The sequence below is a fragment of the Nostoc mirabile CHAB5784 genome, from assembly GCF_020829645.1.
Lineage (GTDB): Bacteria > Cyanobacteriota > Cyanobacteriia > Cyanobacteriales > Nostocaceae > Nostoc > Nostoc mirabile.
Genome location: NZ_JAIVFS010000002.1, coordinates 46,713 through 61,370, shown reverse-complemented (window position 1 = coordinate 61,370; position 14,658 = coordinate 46,713). Strand labels below are relative to the sequence as shown.

The 14,658-nt window shown below is 40.1% G+C and carries 12 protein-coding genes; 10 read left to right on the top strand and 2 right to left on the bottom strand.

Features of this window, described 5'->3' with window-relative positions:
- Positions 1 to 162: 162 nt before the first annotated feature.
- Both LC653_RS02085 and LC653_RS02080 read left to right on the top strand, forming a co-directional pair.
- Positions 163 to 1,599, top strand: coding sequence for a hypothetical protein (locus LC653_RS02085; RefSeq protein ID WP_229492371.1), 1,437 nt, complete (start codon positions 163 to 165; stop codon positions 1,597 to 1,599).
- Positions 1,600 to 1,645: 46 nt separating this feature from the next.
- On the top strand, positions 1,646 to 2,791 hold the full coding sequence (locus tag LC653_RS02080; RefSeq protein ID WP_229492370.1) for a DUF1822 family protein: 1,146 nt from the start codon (positions 1,646 to 1,648) through the stop codon (positions 2,789 to 2,791).
- A 319-nt stretch (positions 2,792 to 3,110) separates the two neighbouring features.
- Here the strand turns inward: LC653_RS02080 and ald are convergent, their stop codons facing one another.
- Positions 3,111 to 4,202 (bottom strand): alanine dehydrogenase, encoded by a 1,092-nt coding sequence (gene ald / locus LC653_RS02075; protein ID WP_229492369.1) that lies wholly within the window; start codon positions 4,200 to 4,202, stop codon positions 3,111 to 3,113.
- Positions 4,203 to 4,618: 416 nt separating this feature from the next.
- Here ald and LC653_RS02070 point away from each other — a divergent pair, with 416 nt between their 5' ends.
- The 8 genes from LC653_RS02070 to LC653_RS02035 all read left to right on the top strand — a co-directional run bounded on the left by LC653_RS02070 (position 4,619) and on the right by LC653_RS02035 (position 11,907).
- Positions 4,619 to 4,789: a CAB/ELIP/HLIP family chlorophyll-binding protein gene (locus LC653_RS02070; protein ID WP_229492368.1), complete on the top strand. Its 171-nt coding sequence runs from the start codon at positions 4,619 to 4,621 to the stop codon at positions 4,787 to 4,789.
- Positions 4,790 to 5,265: 476 nt separating this feature from the next.
- Positions 5,266 to 5,559: a hypothetical protein gene (locus LC653_RS02065; protein WP_229492367.1), complete on the top strand. Its 294-nt coding sequence runs from the start codon at positions 5,266 to 5,268 to the stop codon at positions 5,557 to 5,559.
- A gap of 135 nt (positions 5,560 to 5,694) precedes the next feature.
- Positions 5,695 to 6,702, top strand: a complete 1,008-nt coding sequence (locus tag LC653_RS02060; protein ID WP_233718012.1) for a WD40 repeat domain-containing protein — start codon at positions 5,695 to 5,697, stop codon at positions 6,700 to 6,702.
- A 119-nt stretch (positions 6,703 to 6,821) separates the two neighbouring features.
- The gene (locus LC653_RS02055; RefSeq protein ID WP_229484283.1) at positions 6,822 to 7,046 is read left to right on the top strand and encodes a DUF2281 domain-containing protein; all 225 of its coding nucleotides are present in this window, start codon (positions 6,822 to 6,824) and stop codon (positions 7,044 to 7,046) included.
- A gap of 151 nt (positions 7,047 to 7,197) precedes the next feature.
- On the top strand, positions 7,198 to 7,599 hold the full coding sequence (locus tag LC653_RS02050; RefSeq protein ID WP_308189025.1) for a type II toxin-antitoxin system VapC family toxin: 402 nt from the start codon (positions 7,198 to 7,200) through the stop codon (positions 7,597 to 7,599).
- 814 nt (positions 7,600 to 8,413) lie between these two features.
- Complete coding sequence (locus tag LC653_RS02045; RefSeq protein WP_229492365.1) at positions 8,414 to 9,466, top strand: permease; 1,053 nt, start codon at positions 8,414 to 8,416, stop codon at positions 9,464 to 9,466.
- Positions 9,467 to 9,581: 115 nt separating this feature from the next.
- Entirely contained in the window at positions 9,582 to 10,355 is a 774-nt protein-coding gene (locus tag LC653_RS02040) for a TIGR03943 family putative permease subunit (RefSeq protein WP_229492364.1), read from the top strand.
- A 52-nt stretch (positions 10,356 to 10,407) separates the two neighbouring features.
- Complete coding sequence (locus tag LC653_RS02035; protein ID WP_229492363.1) at positions 10,408 to 11,907, top strand: Ig-like domain-containing domain; 1,500 nt, start codon at positions 10,408 to 10,410, stop codon at positions 11,905 to 11,907.
- A 294-nt stretch (positions 11,908 to 12,201) separates the two neighbouring features.
- Here LC653_RS02035 and LC653_RS02030 read toward each other — a convergent pair whose 3' ends face one another.
- A complete protein-coding gene (locus LC653_RS02030) occupies positions 12,202 to 13,194 on the bottom strand; it encodes an RNA ligase (ATP) (protein WP_229492362.1) in 993 nt (330 codons plus the stop codon).
- Positions 13,195 to 14,658: the final 1,464 nt, after the last annotated feature.

Sequence of the window (14,658 nt, the reverse complement as noted above, 5' to 3'; positions counted from 1 at the left end):
AAAGTGTATAAGCTGAAAAAAACAAACCTATATATATGATGTAGTCCCCAGAAGATGAGTTAAAAATAGTCTCTGGTGCTAAAGCTTCGCTGTTAATGTCATGTTTTCAAGAGACTTGAGGTAACTAAAATTACTATGGTGTCACCGTCAAAATATTGGCAAATGCAGATACTTCCAATCGGGGAAAACGTTCAGCTAAAAAAATACAAAGAAATTTCTGTAGCTAAGGAGTTTTTTAAAATACAATTTTCTCACTTAACCAGCCAACCCACACTATCGACAGAAGAAAATAAACAAGTTCAAACAGTTTTGTGGGAAATTTTTCGTTCAAAAGACGACATTCACCAACGTGCTCTTGCAGGGCTTTGTTTGCGGTGCTATGTCTCACACAGAATTCTCATCACCTGCAAAACCATCCCTCACATCTACAACGTCAGTGCAGAAAACCTTTTCAGGTACACCGATTTACTTCGCTTCGTTTTAAACGACGATGGTAAAACACTGGTGATTGTAGATAGTGAGGGTAAAAATCAACATATCTTAAACCATCATGATGGCACAACTCGACCCATTCCAAAAGGCAGAGGATTTTTTAGCGTTGACATTTTGCAAAGATTTAATCCCAACTTAGGTTCTAAAGAAAGCTTAGATAATTGGACTACCAGACTCACCCGCCAGAATCAAGAAATCAAGTCATTTTTGTGGGAGTTTGGGTTAGCCACTCCCAGTGATTGGGGGCTATTATGTAAATCTGTTCCTCGTTCTCTGTCTGGGCTTCTTTTAACAGAAGACTATGAAATTGTAAAAGCTTTTCAAACAGTTTACCAACGAGATAGACTAAAAACACGCCAAAAAGGACGCTGTTCTGAACCAACACCAAGCCAACTGCAAGAAATGTTGCATTTGTTGCAGCAAATAAATATTACTTTTTCTCCACAACAATTAATTTATCATCTTAAACGCATCGCAGAAATCTTGCGACAAGACTGGCTTTATAGAAAAACGGGCAGTACTAAAACTGTACCTACAGAAGTATACGATAATTCAACAAATGATTATTTTGAAAACCCAGAATTACCTTATTATACAGACCGCGAACCGGAGGATATAGAATTAGAAAAATTACAAGAAATATGTAACAATTTGTTTGAAAAAATGTTATATCAAATAATAGCAGAAGTAATTCAACAGCGCATTGAAGATTTGCAAAAAAGTAGAGGTTACAAAAACTTTGCTCAACGGTTCCAGGAAGGTTTACGATTTTATTACCAAGAAAATAAGTCTTTGAGTGAAATTGGTAAGCTTTGGCAAATCGAATGGAGTAAAGCTAGACGAATTTTTCAACTAGAAAATTTTTTGGAAATTGTGCAGTATCGAACTGAAGAGATTTTTTTAGAGAAACTTTTACAATCAGTTAATAAATATCAGTCAACTAGAATTTCTCATGAACCTGATTATCTAAAAAATCTTGCTGCTGAAATTAGAGGATTTGCCTATGAGAAAACATTTAAAGAAGCAAAAGCAGAATTAGTTACTAGTAAAAGACAGATAAAAAACAGCTTATTTGCTCGACTAATCCGCCTTTACCTTAATAATTAATATTAACAGATTTAATGAATAATTTATTATCAACTATACCTAGCTATTGTATTATAGAATTAATTACGGCGGAGGAAATATGGTTAACTCACACATTTATATAATTGGTACACAAAACATAAAAATAAACTTGTCACCAAAAATTGTTTGGCTAGAACCAGAAGATTTTGACGAAGCGCGAGTAATCAGTGAGAATCATTTTAGCCAGTTCGGCGAGTTCGGCGCATGGAAAATATATTTAAATGCACTAGCACAACTTGGTTTTGAAAAGTGTCTGAAAGAACGAAATCCAAATATCAAAATTAAACCAGACAAGAGTGCTAATGCAATTGATGACGTCTGTTATCTCAGTGTAGGTGAATTTCGCCTCTGCTTAATTACCGTAGATAACCTGATTGATGATTTTGTCATCGTACCAGCAAAACTTGTTACCTCAGCGAAAACGGCTGCTCATTTCTATGTCTTGCTGGAGGTGTTAGAAGAAGAAGAACAATTAAATATTCATGGCTTTTTACGTTATGATGAACTATTTAAATATTCTCAAACACCAGATTTTAAATCTCAGCTAGATGGTAGTTATCAATTACCCCTGTCTTTGTTTGACACGGAGTTAAATAACCTCTTGCTATACACTCGTTTCCTAGAACCATCTGCGATTAAATTACCTGTAGTAGTAATAAGTAATAATACAGTTATAGAAACTCTAACTCAGGTAACAACTCAAGTAGGTAAAGCATTAGTCAATCTGGGTAAATGGTGGGATAGAGTATTTGAAGAAGGTTGGCAATCTACAGATTTTATTGGGAGTAGAATTCCAAATAACTTAACTTGGGGTTATGTTAGAAGTCGGAAAGAGTTAAATAATTTTCCTATTTCACAAACTAAATTATTTGATTTTGGCCTATTGCTGCAAAATAAACCCTTAGCTTTAATTGTCAATCTTAAAAAAGAAGAAAATGGAGAACAAGGTGTGCTTGTACAAATTCTTCCTCCTCAAGAAGAATGTTTACCTTCTGGCTTGAACTTGAAAATTACTCTTAATCCCAATACCCCTGATTCTATAAGTCAGCAAGTCAGTGCCAGGCAAACTGATAATGCTATTCAGTTAGAATTTAGTGAAGCACTGGATAAACAATTCCAGGTTGAAGTCAGTTATAAGGGAGCTGTATTTACTGAGGAATTTATATTGTAAAAAGGTAAGACACTCCGGAATCATTGACTGAGTGCGGCGCTAAAACTGCCAGCACCAAAGGCGAAATTCCAAAATAATTTGCGGTTTGCTAGTTAGAGGATGTTTTAAAAGTTGCAAAGTATACTAGAAACCCCTCTCCAAACCTCTCCCCGAAACGGAGAGAGGCTTTGAAACCCTTATTTATATAGATGGAGATGCAACCATTTTTTGCCCCTTCTCATTTTGTACACCTACCCATCCGCGCATTTGGCAAGAAAATTAGTCTAATTACCGATCGCTACCTCTATTAAAATAAGCGATCGCCTAATCCTTGCATACCTTAATTTACCAAATCAGGGAATACCTCTTGCACAGCAGGATGCACTAAGCGATGGTTCTGCACGTTTACACCCTTAGCTAATGCTGGATTAACTTCCAGTGCCTTAATTCCTAGATTCCCCAACTGGACAACATAAGGTAATGTACTGTTATTGAGTGCCTGGGTTGCTGTCCAAGGTACTGCTCCTGGCATATTGGGAACGCCATAATGCACCACACCCTCTTCAACGTATACCGGATTGGTGTGGGATGTGGGGTGTAAAGTTTCTATACAACCACCTTGGTCAACGGCTACATCAACTATTACAGAACCAGAACGCATTTGTTTGACCAATTCGCGGGATACTAATATTGGCGCTCTACGTCCCAGTACTAAAACTGCACCGATGAGCAAATCGGCTTCAATGACTGCGGCTTCGATATGAGCAGAGTTACTGTAAACCAATTCGACTCTAGAGCCAAACAAAGTTTCTAAATAAGATAATCGCTCGACACTCACATCTAAAATCTGGACGCTAGCACCCATGCCTACAGCAATTTTAGCTGCTTCTGTCCCAACAACGCCGCCACCTAAAATTACTACTTTGCCTGGTTGGACTCCAGGGACACCGCCTAAAAGAACTCCTCTACCACCTTGTTGGCGTTCTAGAAATCTCGCCCCAAATTGTACTGCTAGCCGACCGGCAATCACGCTCATGGGGGTGAGCAAGGGTAGTCTGTTAGCACCAAGTTGTTCTACGGTTTCGTAAGCGATCGCAGTTGTGCCACAATCAATTAAATTCTCTGTCAATTTGCGATCGGCTGCTAAATGTAAATAAGTAAATAATATTTGCCCTTTCTGCAAAAATTTATACTCGGATGTTAGCGGCTCCTTGACTTTAACAACTAATTCCCGATTCCAAGCCGTTTCTGATGTAGGGACAATCTCGGCTCCAGCACTTCTGTAGTCGTCATCTGAGAATCCAGCACCATTACCTGCTTGCGTCTCTACGAAGATGCTATGACCATTTTCCCGCAGTACCCGCACACTAGAAGGACTTAAACCTACCCGAAATTCTTGATCTTTATTTTCCTTGGGAACGCCAATTTCCATATATCGCCTCTGATAATTTTTTTGTTTAACTGTAGCCTGGGAATTTTTTGCTTGCTACTGATCTATTACAGATAGCTGTATTAGAGATAGTTAATCTGTGTCCTAAGTTTCTCAATTTAATTTGAGTAGACTCAAACTCTTACCCTTGACTATTGCCCCAGTATTTATACAATATATAAAGAATAGTAACAATTTATTAAAAGAGCGATTGTATACCTTCCTACTAGGAAGCTTTTGCTGAATTTCTCAAGTCATCTTGGTATTCAAGCCTGCAATCAGCTTATAAGCTACCAAGTCTAGGGTAAAAGTTAAGGGCAAATAATTCCTTTAACCTTTAGCGTTTATCCTCACCTTCTTAGACAATTGCTGCGAAGTCTAATATCAAGTCCCGTTTGCCGAAAAAAGGTTTCTTAAAAATGACACAAATACAACCAACGATTACACCTAAACTAGAAGAGCCTAAGTTTGGCTTTAACGAATATGCTGAACGCTTGAATGGTCGAGCTGCAATGATTGGCTTCGCTTTGCTGCTGGTGATTGAATATACAACCAGTCAAGGGGTGCTATCATGGCTAGGTCTGAAGTAGTGCCACCCAAAAGCACAAGGTAGAAGTTCTAAGCTAGTAATTAAAAGAGTTTCAACCAGCTGGAACAACCAGTTGGTTTTGACTTTAACAATTGATAGCCAAGTACTTCGCCCTAGATACTTTAATTAGACTTATTCGTAAATTATTGCCCTAGAATGTAAGCAAGAGAGGAATCAAAATATTTATTAGTTATAGAAATATTATAGACTTGCAACTAGTACAGTAGGGCGGAAATCCAGCCACTATGTCAATTAACAAGACTTGGCAAGGGGCAAAATCCCACAAAATCCCACAGTTATAGGTAGGCAAACTTCCGCCACAGTCTACTAGTATATACAAAGCGATTAATGAGTCAACTTCCTCCCCTACCTAAGAAAATCATAATTAGTATCTGCCTTGGATGAGAAAGGCAAATTACGGGTGAGGTATTCTTGGTAAATATACACAAAAGGTGAACTGGAACCAACCAAGCTGTGATGAATGCTGTATTACCTCGTTTTTTGAAGTCAACCTACCGAAAAGAGCCACTAATCAGTGTATTGATTACGATGGGCGCTATAGATGCCCTGATTGGCGGATTGAATGATAGCTGGTCGTTGTTCGCTTTTGGTTTGGGAACAACAGGGATAGCGCTAGCCTTTAAATTGTGGCGTTTCCAGCAGCGTCGTCCTTTACCAGATGAGCCTGTAGTGCAACATTATTTGCCCTCTCGTTCTTCTAGTGCGCCTTTACCAATGTTAAGCGTTTCTAAGAAAAAACCACCTCTTTAGGAAGTGCAGAGTTATTACTTAATAACTCTGCAAAATTGATTGGAGTAACCGTATCTATAAAAGTGAGGAAAAAGAGTGAGTAGTGAGGGAAGAGGTGGGGGTAATTTTCTACGCCCGTATATTATTCTGGCATTTATGGCAGCTGTTGCCCTTCCAGTGACTACCTGGGAAGGGTTTTATATTCATGAAGCTCATGCTGCCATTGAGGTAACACCAAACTCCCAAACTACCAACAGCTTTGCTAATGCCCAACTACTTTACACACTTAAAGGACATAACGGAACTGTTAAATCTCTCGCTTTCAGTCCAGATAGCAGAGTTCTTGTGAGTGGAGGCGCAGAAAACGAGGGTGTAATTCGCCTGTGGAACCCAGCAAATGGCAAAAAGTTGGGGAATATTAACAAAGCGCACCAAACAGCTGTAGAATCTTTAGTGATTTCGCCAGATGGGCAAACCCTCGCTAGCTGTAGTGATGACAATACGATTAACCTGTGGAACCTGAAAAATTTTAAATTTACCCGCTCTTTTGTCGGACATACGAGTAACGTATTATCTTTAGCGGTGTCTCCTGATAGTAAAGTTCTCATTAGTGGAGCTTTGGATGGGATTCGGATATGGGATTTGCTACAGCAGCGCCCGCTTGGTACTCTAGTACGTTTTGATAATTTAATTTATACCCTGGCTATTAGTCCTGATGGGCAGACTTTAGCTAGTGGTGACAATAAGGGTGTAATCAAGCTGTGGAATTTGAGTACTGGTAAATTAATTAATGAATTTATAGCTCATGATAATGCTGTTAGCAGTGTGATCTTTACACCAGATGGACAAACATTAGCTACTGCTAGCCGCGATCGCACGATTAAATTGTGGAATATTAATACTGGAGAATTAGTCCGCACCCTTACAGGACATAATAACTGGGTAAATGCGATCGCCATTAACCCCGATGGACAAACCCTTGCTAGTGCTGGCAGAGATGGGATTAAGCTGTGGAATTTAACTACAGGTGAGTTAATAAATACACTGAGTGGACATACAGACTGGGTGAGTGCGATCGCTTTTAGTCCTGATGGTAAAATTCTTGCCAGTGGTGGATTTGATCAACAAATCAAGATTTGGGGAACTCCATCAAAACCTAATTAACACTGAACACCAGTTACTCAACCATTTCAAGAAGTCGGGTAACTGAATGATACATGGTAAAAAGTGCGTAGTTTACCGCCGTAGGCATCGCATCATAGTAGTACTAAGGTGATAAATATATGAATATTGAGCAAGCAGTTTTGGAAAAATTGCGCCACCTACCTATAGATAAGCAGCAAGAGTTATTGAATTTTGCAGAATTTTTGTATCAAAAAAATATTCCCAAAAGTCCCTTACGTAGCGTTAGAGGATTATGTGCTGATTTAGCAGTGGATATTACTGAAGAAGACATTACCCAAGCTCGTCAAGAAATGTGGGGAAATTTTCCCAGAGATATTGTTTGATGACATCAGTAGTTGCAGATACACACGCTTTAACATTTTTGAGGGGTCTAAGTCCCTCGCTTCTAAATCGCGACAAGTTTTGCGGTGGGGTTAAAATCCCCAGACGCTCGCGGACTCGCTAACGCTTCGCTAATGCAAAACTTAATTACGAATTACGAATTACGAATTACGAATTATTTTAATTTGGTATGTTTTTGACCTAGATAGACTATCAAAAACTGCCCAAACAGCTTTAGAGCAAGCAGTCAACAGTGGTAATCCTATTTATGTTTCAGGGATTTCAGTGGTTGAAATCGCTTATTTGGTTGAGAAGGGACGTTTTGCAGAAGAGGTATTAACACGAATTTTAAATGCTCTGGATGACCCTAATGTAGGTATTGTATTAGCACCTTTAGATCGTAATATTTCGGGCGCAACGAGACAAATTGACAGAGCAACTGTTCCTGATATGCCAGACAGGATCATAGCAGCTACTGCTTTTTGTTTAGGTCTTCCTCTAGTTACCCGTGATTTCCAAATTCAGGCATTAACAACTATTCAAACTATTTGGTAATAAATTGGGAAACCTGATACCAGTCGCTTATGGGGTTTTCCTAAAACCGTGCTGGCTCAGCGCGCAGCCTAGTGATTACTGTCCAGGTTTCTAGCCTGATAGTGATTTTTAGATTGTTTGCTAAAATTTAATATTGCATTTTTAGAGTTTTTATAGTAAAAAATCAACCAGAGCTTAGATAAAATTTTGCCAAAACTAGCTAAAATCAATGCTGGTAGCAACCAAGAGCGATGTCTACGATGGTCACTGAGCGGCTGGTCCTGAGCCTTGGGAGAGCGTAGCCGTAAAGCCTGCGGCATAGCTACGCTTAGGGCGCAGCCTAAGAAGAGAAGGGCGCAGTCGTTCGCGTTAGCGTCTCCGACAGGAGAAGGGAGTCGAACCATGTCGTACCACTTCGGGGATCTTCTTGCTACGCGCAGCGTCTCCAAGAGTTGTGCGGGCTACGCCTACCCCAATTGTTGAAGAACTGTGAATCCTTGATGAAAATACAGCCGAGCTAATATCTTATCTAGCAAATTATTGTAAGTATAAACATAGGTTATTCTAAATCATCTATGCAGCTACTTACCCTCTAAATTGGAACAATTTCTGAACTTAGACAATCTTAGAAATGGTCATCTTCAGTAAATGCACTCAGGTAAATATCACTATCTTGGCTCAAGCAAAGGGTTATAGCGCTTAAACGCTACTTGAAACGTAGGACAACTTGCTACTTAAATAATGTTGAATTTTCCCGAACTGCTTTTGATCCCCATTTCGATAGAATGACTAGGCAGAACCCTAAAACTAAAAACCGCTTTTGACTGCGACGCCCATGAATCAACTGAACAATGGTTTTACGATATTTCTCAGTCTGCTAGTCGAGGCGATGCCTTTTTTGCTTCTTGGGGTTTTATTCTCCAGTTTGCTGCTGTTTTTTGTTGATGAGCGCAAATTAGTAGAAAAAATGCCCAAAAATCCGCTGCTGGGTGCTTTAGTTGGCAGCATGATCGGCTTTTTATTTCCGGTGTGTGAGTGCGGGAATGTACCGGTAGCACGGCGGTTCCTAATTCAGGGAGTACCCACACCAGTCGCAATTGGTTTTTTGCTAGCAGCACCAACAATTAACCCAGTTGTAATTTGGGCAACTTGGACAGCATTTCGAGATCAGCCAGAAATAGTGGTTTTACGAGTCGTATTTTCTCTAGCAATTGCCACAATTATCGGTTTTGTTTTCAGTTTTCAAAAGGACTTAAATCCCATAGTCCAACCTGCGATCGCTCGGTATATGAAGTTTAATCCCCCCGCACAGCCCCAAACCAAACGCCGTGATAAACGTTACCAAGTACAACAGGAAGCAACAGTACCGAATCTGTTACAATCCGGGACTTATATCTTAGGGGGAAAAGCAAGTATACCTATGCGGATAGATGCGAATTTGGTACCGCCTACCTTAATCTCTACCTCCGATAAACCGCTTGCAGCTAAACTGCGCCTAGTTGTGGATAATAGTATCCAAGAATTGCGAGAATTAGGCGGAATGATGATTTTAGGAAGTGCGATCGCTGCTGCTATTCAAGTGCTAGCTCCCCGTGAATTAATTCTCAGTTTGGGTGCTGGGCCCATTACTTCAATTGTGGTCATGCTGATATTAGCAGTAGTGGTGTCAATTTGTTCTACAGTCGATTCTTTCTTTGCACTATCTTTTGCCTCAACCTTTAATAGTGGTTCATTGTTGGCATTTCTGGTGTTTGGCCCAATGATTGACATCAAAAGTGTTGGTTTAATGTTATCTATTTTTAAACCCAAAACTATCTTTTACTTATTTGCTTTAGCAGCACAATTGACATTTGTATTCACCCTTTTTCTGAATTTGCACGTCTTTTAAAAAACTATTTGTCATTTGTCCTTTGTCCTTTGTTTAATGACCAATACTTCTCTTCTTAGGCTGCGCCAACGACTACGCTCAGTACAAGTGACCAATGACTAATGACTAATGACTAATGACTAACAAAAATCCCAAATCTAAAATCCCTAATCTGTTACTCCCTTGGCTGGATGCTCTAGCAATTACAGCTTGGGGCATTTTAATGTTGAGATATTGGCTAACTAACAAGCTGAACCTTTTGATTCACCCAAATTATTTTTGGTTGGCAGTCGTGACTGGTATCAGCTTCATCATTATTGGTTTCTTTAAGATGCAGGAACTTTGGCAACGGCGTCGCCGTGATGTTACGCCAAACACCCAGCATATTAGTTTATTTCCCCCTGGTTGGGGCAGTGCTTTGTTGTTGACTACAGCGATTTTAGGTTTTATAATTACACCGCAAGTTTTTGCTAGTGACAAAGCACTCCAAAGAGGTGTGACGGCTGATTTATTGGGAAGCACGCGTGTTAAACCCCAAGCCTTTCGAGCTACTGTTCGTCCAGAGGAGCGATCGCTTGTAGACTGGGTACGCACTGTCAATGTCTATCCAGAGCCAGATACATATACAGGGCAAAAAGTCAAGGTAGAGGGATTTGTCATCCACCCGCCAGATATAGGAAAAGAATATTTGTTCTTAGCCCGATTTGTCTTAACTTGCTGTGCAGCAGATGCTTACCCTGTAGGATTACCCGTCAAACTCCCAAACAATCAAGAAGCTTATTCCCCTGACACCTGGTTGGAAGTAGAAGGAAAAATGGTAACAGAAAATTTGGCAGGTAAACGCCAACTTGTTATTGCCGCTACGTCTCTCAAAAAGATTCCTCAACCACAAAATCCTTATAGTTATTAGTTATTTGTTGATGACAAATGACAAATGACTAATGACTAATGACTAATGACTAATGACAAAATCTAAAGCATTTATCCAACCACTAGATCGGATAGCGATGGCACTAATGCTACTGCTGAGTGTGCTGATTGGGTTAATCATATTGCAAGGTGATGTGGTAACTGCTCGTGTCCGGGAATTTACCTGGCAAAATCAACAAATTGGGGCAGAAGATAATTCTTTCACCCTCACCTTCAGTCGCCCAATGGAAGTAAAAAGCGTAGAGGAAAACTTGAAAATCGAGCCACCCCTAGCAGGTAAATTCAGTTGGGCTGGGCGGCGGATGGTTTATACACTGATAACACCAGCACCCTATGGCACGAATTATAAAGTGCAGTTACAGGGAGCCAAAGATAAGTTTGCAGAGCAAGAAGGCAAAAATCGGGTGATACAGCCCTTTGTTGGTAGCTTCCGCACACGCGATCGCATCATTCTTTACATAGGAACTGATAAAGAAGAACAGGGACGATTAGTTCTTTACAACTTAACCCAAGAGCAAAAAAGACTACTTACCCCTAAAGATTTGATAGTAATGGACTTTGAGTCCTTTCCTGATGGGGAGAAAATTTTATTTTCGGCTCGCACCGCTAACAACCAAGACTTACTTTCAGCCCAATTGTACACAGTAACAACAGCCGTTCCTGGTAAATCTGAACAAGAAGTAGAACCAGCAGGTAGAGTTGACCTGATTTTAGATAGTAAAGATTATCAAAACCTAAAATTTGACTTATCACCTGATGGGCAAACTATTGTGATCCAACGGGGAAATAAAACTAATCCCGGCGACTTTGGACTATGGTTTATGCCAGCAACCAGTGACGGTTCAGCAGAAAAACCCACCCCTAAACGTCTGGAAAGCCAACCTGGGGGAGACTTTATGATCACACCAGATAGTCAAGCCGTAGCAGTTGCCCAAGGACAGGGAGCAGCCATCCTACCACTGCAAGGTGATGCTAGTAAACCCTTAGATTTTCTGCCGCAGTTTGGCTTGGTACAAGCTTTCTCTAAAGATGGCTCTCAAGCAGCGATGGTAAAGTTTAATACAGATTACACGCGAGATTTGTTTTTAGTGACAAACCAAGGTGTGCAGAAACAACTATTAAAAACTACAGGCTCAATTCTCAGCTGTCAATTTGATATCGCCTCACCCACCCTCTATTGCTTGCTGACACAACTAGTATCCAAGGAACAATACATAGAACAGCCTTATGTGGTGGCAATTGATCTGAAAACCGGGCAACAGAAACCACTGCTAGTACTGCCTCCCGCTCAACGAAATGTGCAAATGAGTTTATCTGCTGACGGTTTGGGCTTGTTATTTGACCAAGTAGTACCGCAGACAAACCCCCCAGCATCATTACCCACAAACACTTTGAAAACTGATGACGGAGATGCGATCGCAACCAGTAGCCTGTGGTTAATGCCTCTGTTACCCATCGCTGATGCTGCAACTGTTGAAATTAGACCAGAACAACTCCCCTTAGCCGGATTTCGTCCCCGATGGTTACCTTGAGCGAATAATTTGTAAGTCGATTTCGGAAGTTCAGTTAAGGTGTCGCCACCAAAACTCGAGTTGAACCTAAGAGGATGTTTGAAAAGTATTAGGCGAATAGAATTCGCTACTACACAATCAAAGTCTACCTCCGTAGACTGAATGCAAAATCAAGGGTTTTATAACCCACGGAGGTGGGTTTTGTCTCGTGTAGCCAAGCCAGTGCGTTGGGCGGGCAAAGCCCGACTTGAAGCAACTGGCGCGCGACTTCTAGTCGCTAGGGCTAGTAATAAATTAGACTTGTTCATTCATCCTCTAATGGAGTTCAGTTCCATTCTTACGGAGCAGATAGCGATCGCTAATCAACTTTAAGACTACTCTACCTATTTCTGGATGGGTTTTCTCAATGACCGGTTGCACAACAACGCCTTCCATGATGCAATTGGGACTGACTACACTATTGGCATTATTAAACTGAGACACTGCTTCCCAAGTGTAAGCACCGATATAAAGCACAGGCACTCTCGGCAAAGCAAATTCCTCGCAAAAAGCCACAAAATCGCTGTAATTGAGAAAATAACTGCCGCGACGCACAGCAAATATAGCAATTCCAATATTGCCATTATTCAAGCCATATTTGATATCTTGTACGCCGTAAATTTCCCCAAAAATCTGAGTTCCTGGCGGAAGTTTCTGGAAAGCTTCGTTTTCGTTGTAAGCACGAATATAAACTAATTTTTTGTTTACTTCGCTGTTTTTCCAGAAGTAATTATGGCTGCCAATTTTAGTTGTGCCATCAGCATCAACTAAGACAGTGAAGTTAGTTCCGTGCAACTTCTCTGTTACAACAACTTCTTCACCTTCAATTAGTATATTTTTGTAACGTTTCAGGTTTTCTGGACTGGGGAATTTGTAATGTCCAATAAAACTTTCTACTTCCCCACTCATCCCTTGAGGAATTGGATATTCGTACTTTGTTACACCAAAATACTCCGTGTAGTCGTCTCCGACATTTCCCATAAAGTTATTACCAACGGGAATAAGCAAACCCTCAGAAAAAATTCCGCGAAGTTTGGCAGCACGCAGTTTTTTTGAGTAGTAGTTACGAATACTAAACTCATCCAAAAACTTTTCTGGAATAACACTATCAATAGGAAAGTAAAAAGCTAAATCTCCAGGGTGAAAGTGACCTTTGACTATAATTACTTGATACGCCATATCTTCAATAGAGGCAATATCTAGCCTATCAGCATTGGGATGAGGATTAATGCTGTTGATTTTGACAACTTCAACTTTAAAAATACTCATAGCTCACCTCTTTTGAAAAAAATAGATTTTAGAAAAACTCTAAATTTATTACACAGTATGGGCGCACAGCTAGCTGTGCATACGTGTCAACTTAATTTGAAAATCTAGACTTTGGTTCTCTTGTAGTGGCGTGGGTTGACTAAAGTACATTATATTTATGGTTTTTTCAGGCTAAAGCTCTACTACGAGCCTTTGGCTATTACACCATTTCAGTCTTGCCATGCCACTACCAAAACACTGACTACATGAGCATTTGAAGCTCAATTTAACACCAATAACAGCTGTGCGCCCCTACTGTGTTCATTTGTGCTAAATTATTTATTTTTATACTTATGTGGGAACTGCTATAGCAGTCCTATCTGATTTGTGAAAAATACTTTTTTTAATCGAACCACAGAGACACAGAGAACACAGAGAGATAAGAAAGAGAGATTTTCACGAATTATTTAGGACTGCTATATATGTTAAATAGATATATTAAATAACTAATAAATAGATGCGATTGCCTAAGCAACCGTTAACTAATTTTAGCAATATTAACTATTTTAAATTAGGTTTAAAATCCGCTTAAAATCAGGCGGTTTTACCTCCCAATATATAAATCATGGCTGTAATATAAAACCCTTTTTTAAGGATAAAAAAACTTTTTCTCTTGTTATTTTTAGCTTTTTGTCTAATATTTACAGATTGTATTCGCTGACGAGCGATGCCGCACGTAAACTGATTGGTAAGTTAGATTATTTAGTTCAATACTACCATACTACAAGCGTAATACAAAGTTGTCAAGTTGAGAAAAATGTTCGCGATCGCCCAGAATTACAGAATTATATCGAAATAAAAATGTATTGAAGGAGGCATTTTTTTATTTATATCTTAAGACAGATGCCATTACAGATGATAAAGTGTAAGCTGATGCAGTTTTTTCATGTAGAAAAACTTCATCAGCCAATGGTTTAGCTTTCAAGTATGAGATTTCCCCTCTCTCCTCCCTATCCCTAAAGAGGCGAGACATAGGAGTAAATTTCTCCTTGTCGTCCCTCCGAAGTTCTGATGCTTGTCTTGAAAAGTGACGCTCCTGCGTCGCTATCGCTATCGCTATCGCTATCGCTAACAGATGCCTGCGGCTTGCCGCAAAGCGTCTACGGCGGAAAACGACGCGATACACTTTTCGCTACGGCTACCCTGCGCCAACGCCGGTTCGCCTTTAGCGTTCCTGCAGGGTAGCCGACGCTCAGACTTCTCTCCTCATCTCCCTCATCCCCCTTCTCCCGCCATCCCCTCCGCCTCTTCTTGACGGGAAAGAGCATCATAGTGTTATAACGGCATCAGTCTAGATACAAAATCGGGAACACCAATTGATGATTAATTGCTGGTGCTTGGAGAGAGTTAAACTTAGCTTCTAGAGCAAACCCTGATTAGACAGAGTTGATAAGCAATGCTAATGCCAGCACTGCTGAATATTTT